The following is a 6,687-nucleotide window of genomic DNA, read 5'->3' on the forward strand; positions in this document are numbered from 1 at the left end:
GCGTAAAAAAGTCAATGAAGAAGCAGGTAGTCATTCATTCACTTGATCTGCAGGTTGATCAAGGTCAAATATTGGCTTTGTGCGGGGGAAACGGAGCAGGCAAGAGTACGATTCTGAGAATGATTGCAGGTATTTCTCAGCCTGAAAGCGGCAGCATAACCGTTGGAGGGTTGCGCTGGAAGGATGATCGCAAACGTTATGCCGAACTTATAGGCTACATGCCCGACGATTTTCGTTTCACTCAAGGATTAACCGCTTATGAAACGCTCGCATTCTGGGCAGCACTTCGGGGGATACCGAAGCTTAGAGTAAAGGAAGTGCTGAGGGAAGTCGGCCTTGAGGACACAGGGAAGAAATCAGTAACCTCCTTCTCCAAAGGAATGYGCCAGCGCGTATTGCTTGCGCAAGCATTATTAGCTAGACCACCAATTATTTTAATGGATGAACCGACAAATGGCCTTGATCCATACTGGATAGAAACCTTTGTACGGATTGTGAAAGAAACAGCAGCAAACGGGCAAACTGTTATATTCTCCACTCATCAGCTACAAGTTGCAGAGGTGCTAGCAGATCGAATTGCCTTGCTTAGGGGAGGTCATATCGAGCTTGAAGGAACATCAGCCGATATTCGAAATCAATTAGGCACAAGAGGATTGCAGGATGCATTCGCTGAGTGGTTTGGATTAACGGGAAACCTTGGGGTTATTAAGCAATATTAGAAACAGAATAATAAGAGCAGTTAGAATGAAGGTTAAAATATAAACGACCGCTACATGTCTTGTTACATGGAAGCGGTCGTTTATTTGGTTAAGCCGAAAGGCTTTTCGACAAAGGATTGTTTGGGGACATTAACCATTTGGTATCACCTTGTCGAGATAATCCAATATAAGTAGAAAGAAGGTTATTCTTCAAGCTCAACACGGTTTGAGGGGTAACCATTACATTATTTTTATTACAGTTAGACCACATAGGCGCATAAAATTTTGAGGGCTAATCATAGTTTAATCATTCTAATAATCAAAACTATTTGGAAACCCCGATATTTTTGATTATTACTTTAGTGGAAATGTTTACTGTGGCTTCAGATAGAGCTTTTCCCCAGTCATCCTGGACTTTCTTCCAGTTTTTATAGTCATATGCCCGCACATAAAGCCCAGAACGAAATGGGGCGACTTGATGCTTTTGAGCTTTCTTGAGTAAAGCTTCACATTCTTTTTTTAGTTCTTGTGCAATGGCTTGTTCCAACTGCTTGCTCTTCTTCTCTAAGTCGAAAGAAAACATACGTTCCGACAAGGTGATTTGAACCTTCATTTTCAAATCAATTATAAAATGGTTTTCTACGAATTTTGTCTTGAGGTTATACTTTACCTTGTTGATGTCGAAACTCACATAAGACATTTCTTCATCGGTCTGAAACATTTCAGGAGGTAGATGAAATGTTAAAGGAATCGAATATCTCGTATTTCGCTGCAGCAATAGCAATATGGCACTTTCTTTATTATTCAATGAAGTAGCAAAGGTGCCATCTTTATGTAACAGAACTGTTCCTGAAATGACGAGATCATTTTTCTCAGCTTTCATTTCCGTTAGGTAAGGGGTCCCTCCTTTGTCCAACATTTGCTTATGAAATTGCTGTAGTGTGGTTTGTACTGCAGCACTTCTTTTAAATGCACTTTCTGCCAAATCTTTAATCACAACACCGATTCGGCCTTTATCACTCATGTTTGTATACATTACCTTTTTCACGGCTCCATTAACCACAATCACGTTCGCATTAATCTCATTTCGGGGATCGCGAAAGAGAACATCCAAGTAGGGAAACGCATTTCTTTCTAGTAGCAGTTTTTTTCCGATCAGAACAGTTTGTATTTTTCCGAAAGCTGGAGTGCCACTCGACTTCGTATTGATTTTTCCACTCGCATCGCGAATTGAAATTGCCTTCGTGGATGTGATTTTATATTTTTTTTTGGCATCTTTGCTGAAGACAGGAGACGCCGTATACACGACTAGCTTATTGTGATCATCAAGATCTATACCTTCTATAAGAACAAAATGTTGATTCTCTATATACACTGACTTGCCGCACCCTGCTACAAACAATAAGGATGCACATGTTAGAAACAGGAGGTAAATTTTTATCATTGTTTCTGTTCCTTTCTAAAGAAATGGAAAAGCCATGCGTAGATCCAAAGAAAAATAGGGAATACAAAAGCTAAATACAAACCTATCTCCCCATACCATTTGGCCAATTGAGTTATTTGGGTAGAAGAAGGAATAAAAAAGAATGACAATAGGATCCATAGGAACAACATTACCCGTAAAGAATTTCTATGATCCTGTTTGCCGAATAATTGACTTGTTCCCAATGCAGCCGTGTAGAGGTTAGGAATAATCGTCATAAAAATCATAAACAAATAAAAGCAGAGAAAAATGATCTCCAGCCGTTCCAAAAACGGCAATCGAATGAGTTTCAATAAGTTGAGAGTGGGATAAACGTAATCTGCTATCTCTTCCGGAGCAAACCTGACGTAACTGATGACTGTAATTATTAAAAATATCATCATGGATAAAGAATTTGCAATAATAATTCCCTTGGATGCGGATTTCTTATCCTTTAGAAATGGATAAATAATGAAAGCTATTTCAAATCCTAGGAAAGAAAAGAATGTTGATTTTATGGTAGACAGAAAGGGAAGTAAACCTTTTTCTCCGATGGGGAGAAGGTAAAGCCATTGGATATCCTTCAGTGTATATAACAATAAGAAGGGCATCCACAAAGAAACAAGAAAAACAAACTCGGCAAAGCGTCCAATCACCCTCATTCCATGCTTGGTAATCATATAAATGGGAATGACAAACAGGATCATCAAGACGAAGTTCGGCATATCCGGCAAGATCCATATCTTTATGATATGGATCGTTGAAAACATGATAACGCCTGCTGCAAATGCTGTGTACAGTATCCATATAATAGATATACTTTTACCCACCACTTTGCCAAAATATTTGGACAAAAGATCGAATAAAGTCGATCCGGGATTTTTTTTCATGATTTTTAAGATAATTAAGCTTAGTAGGATAGCTAAAATCCAACCCAAAAAAATGGATATCCATCCATCAGTACCGGCAGTTTTAGCTAAATCGTTGGGAAGGGAGAGGACACCGATTCCCACTTGGGTTTCAAATATAATAAAGATGTATTGGATCAAGGAGATTTGATTGTACGAATATTTCATGGTTGCTCCTCGCCCTTTCTATTAGTCCCCTGTTTTTTTAGTTGAGTCGGTTCGGTTGAGAGCGGGCGATTTTTCATTTTCCACATGGGCACCCGAATCCATACGTCTTTCCAATCAGGAAGTCGGATGGGAACAATCGGGCTTCCGTAGGGTATACCAAATGATTCCATGGAGAAAATGTGAGCCGCAAGAATCATCAGTCCAATTACAATTCCCACCATTCCGAACAAAGAAGCAAGAATCATCATTGGAAAGCGTATTAGACGTAAGGAAGATGACATATCGTAATCAGGTATAATAAAAGAGGAAATGGCCGTAATCGCAACGACAATTACCATAATATTGCTTACGATTCCCGCTTGTACTGCAGCCTGGCCGATGACGATCCCTCCCACAACACCTATTGTTTGTCCAATGGGACCTGGAAGGCGTAAGCCTGCTTCTCTTAACATCTCTAAGGCTAGTTCCATGAGAAGTGCTTCTAGAATAGGAGGGAAAGGTACTCTCGCTCTGGATTCCCCAATGGATATCAACAAACCCAAAGGCAATAACTCATAATGAAACGAAACAATGGAAATATAGATAGCCGATAAAGAGATCGTGGTAATAAAGGCTAGATAACGTATTAAACGTAGAAAAGAAGCAATGATCCAGCGATTGCTATAATCATCGACGCTTTGAAAGAACGCAGAAAAGTTTACAGGAGCAATGAGCACACTGGGTGAATGATCGACAACAAGCGCTATTCTCCCTTGTAAAATATGGGATGCTGCGGTATCGGGACGTTCCGTTAATGCTAGCTGGGGAAATAGGCTCATTGGATGGTCTTCGATAAATTCCGCTAATTCTCCTGTATTTAATATGGCATCCACGTCAATTTGCTGTAGGCGATCCTCCATCTCACTCACGAAGTCAGGTTGAACGACATCTTCTAGATACAACATCGATATTCTCGTTTTTGCCCGGGATCCGACTGTAGATTCCTTGATTTTTAGTTCGCGATTAGGAATGTAGCGGCGTATCAGGGCAATGTTCTGTCCGGACGTTTCAACAAATCCTTGATGTGACCCCTTCAATGTCGATTCGATTTGCGGTTCTTTAATTGATCTTTGAGGCCAGCCTTGAGTACATAAAGCGAGCGAATGGGATTGTTCATTAATAAACAGGATGCTTTTACCTTCGAAAATCGATTGTTCAATATCAAGCCATAAGGTTACCGTTTCTGTCTTCCCAATCGTAATCGATGACTCTATATTTTTAATGGAATCTAATTCATGGATCAAAGGGTGTAATATGTGATTTTCTATCGCTACTTTATCAATCAGTCCATCCAAATAAACAAGTAATGCAGTGTTCCCTGTTTTCAATTGAATATGACGGATTACAAGATCTGGGGTATGACTGAATATTTGCTTTAAGATATTCAAATTAATCGCGAGATTTTCTGAGATTGGTTGGATAAGATTAGGGGGGGATAACTTATTTTTTGAAATACTTTTTTTTCCACCCAACCATCTTTTGATAATAGTCATGATCTCAACCCATCCTTACTAATTTTACTATACGTTTCCCACAAAAAAGGTAAATTATTCAGGTTGTATTGTGCTCAAGCAGAGCCTATGGAAACGACAAACAACAGGTCCGCGCTCAAATTGATATAAATAACGTAAGTCGCTTCTGGAATGAAGAAGTATGCTTAGCACAAATGCCAAGCTTGCTTTATTTGTGCGCCCAGCATGGGCATTATCTCTAGGGTAGTTTTACCCTACTATAGTAAAGAACAAGTCGAATAAGTGTAAAACTTTTTAATGAAATGGTCGTATCAATTGGTGCGCGCCAATTGAATATCGGTGCGCGCTGGCAGCATAGCTTTTTTCAACTGTCTACTTGACAGGGGTATGAGCATTAAAGGCAAATCCCCTTTAAGCAGACAATGCTCTTCATAAGCATTGTCTACTTAAAGGGGATCATATTAGAACACTCAAAACTTCCTACTTTCATGAAAATACTTTATGGTCTCCGTTAAACCCTCTTGAAGGTCATATTCCGGTTTCCAATTCAAAGCAAGCATGACACTCTTGTTATCCAGACAACTATCCTGGATATCACCTTCGCGCTTCGGAAAATAAATGGGGGAGATTTTAACCGACATTGACGCAGTAATCATTTGATAAAGCCGGTTGATACTAGTTCTTGTATTGTTGCCAACATTCAATACACGATTTTTTCCTTTTTCAACTTCAACTGCCCTCACATTTGATGCAGCAACATCTTTAACATAAATAAAATCCCGTGTTTGGTTTCCGTCTCCAAATATATTGGGCTGTTCTCCCTTCAATAGTTTGGTTGTGAATATGGAGACCACCCCGCCTTCTCCCTTTGGAGTTTGGCGGGGGCCGTAAACATTGGCATATCTTAGAATGGTGTAGGGAATTCCGTATAGGTGATGAAATATTTGGATATATAGCTCCGGAGCATATTTCGAAGCGCCATAGAAGTTCAGCGGTTGAGTCGGATATGTTTCTCTTATGCTTCCCCGATTCATATTGGCGTCTCCATAAACGGCGCAAGACGAAGAGTAGATGATTTTCTTCACCTTATACTTTTGGCAAAAGGTCAGAAGATTGAGGGTGCCTATAATATTGGAGCGAGCATCCTCCAAAGGATTTTTAATGGATTTCGCAACGTCTACTTGTGCAGCCAAATGAATAACGATCTCGGGGTTTTCAATAGCAAACACAATCTCCAGCTGTGATGATTCGATATCCAATTTGTAAAATCTAGCGCCAGACGGTACAAATTCTCTATAACCCGTTACCAGATTATCTACAACAATAGTCTCATGACCCTTCTCAATTAACAAATCAACCACATGAGAACCAATAAAACCGGCTCCTCCGGTAACGAGTACTTTCATAGGTAGATACCTCCCTAGGTTATTTCGTTGCGATGGCATGATGGGTCAACGCCTTCTATATCTCCAGAAAGCGGCTTTCCTAAGTTTGATGCTGAAACCAACCATCGACATCTACTAGCTTAAAGTTGAATTAGGTCGAAAGTATGTGCCGAATTTGCTGTGCAAAGCTCTCATAATCGTCACCAAGAAATACATACGGTATTTTCTTTACCTCGGGGATATGTGTGGCTACGACCGGTTTGCCGATCACCAAATACTCGTACATCTTGATGGGATTGGTGGCAACCGTTATAAATAATTTACGAGACGAGATACATGTTATTGGGTACAGATGTATCGACCCGTGATGATTTGATTCCAGAATTCAACCGGTTTCTAAGGAGGATTGACCATGTGATTTACTGAAATGTTGGAGATTGCATCTGTTCGGATCCAAGTAAATTGGATTGTCGGGGTAGCGTTGCAGGATTTGTTGATGAAGGTTGCAGGCTGCCGTTACAATCAGATGGGATCTTCGAACCATCCGGTCAAGAG

At 40.1% G+C, this 6,687-nt stretch carries 5 protein-coding genes; 1 reads left to right on the top strand and 4 read right to left on the bottom strand.

Going from position 1 to position 6,687, the window contains the following annotated elements:
• The coding region (locus AC1DWN_RS24445) for an ABC transporter ATP-binding protein (protein ID WP_477561499.1) at positions 1 to 719 on the top strand (719 nt) is incomplete at its 5' end.
• A gap of 304 nt (positions 720 to 1,023) precedes the next feature.
• Here the strand turns inward: AC1DWN_RS24445 and AC1DWN_RS24450 are convergent.
• The 4 genes from AC1DWN_RS24450 to AC1DWN_RS24465 form a co-directional block, all read right to left on the bottom strand.
• The gene (locus tag AC1DWN_RS24450) at positions 1,024 to 2,142 is read right to left on the bottom strand and encodes a Ger(x)C family spore germination protein (protein WP_477561500.1); all 1,119 of its coding nucleotides are present in this window, start codon (positions 2,140 to 2,142) and stop codon (positions 1,024 to 1,026) included.
• Entirely contained in the window at positions 2,139 to 3,236 is a 1,098-nt protein-coding gene (locus tag AC1DWN_RS24455) for a GerAB/ArcD/ProY family transporter (protein ID WP_477561501.1), read from the bottom strand. The genes AC1DWN_RS24450 and AC1DWN_RS24455 overlap by 4 nt, the downstream gene beginning before the upstream one ends.
• On the bottom strand, positions 3,233 to 4,768 hold the full coding sequence (locus AC1DWN_RS24460) for a spore germination protein (RefSeq protein ID WP_477561502.1): 1,536 nt from the start codon (positions 4,766 to 4,768) through the stop codon (positions 3,233 to 3,235). The genes AC1DWN_RS24455 and AC1DWN_RS24460 overlap by 4 nt, the downstream gene beginning before the upstream one ends.
• A 449-nt stretch (positions 4,769 to 5,217) precedes the next feature.
• Positions 5,218 to 6,153, bottom strand: a complete 936-nt coding sequence (locus tag AC1DWN_RS24465; protein WP_477561503.1) for an NAD-dependent epimerase/dehydratase family protein — start codon at positions 6,151 to 6,153, stop codon at positions 5,218 to 5,220.
• Positions 6,154 to 6,687: the final 534 nt, after the last annotated feature.

This window comes from Paenibacillus sp. P4_A7 (genome assembly GCF_056402455.1).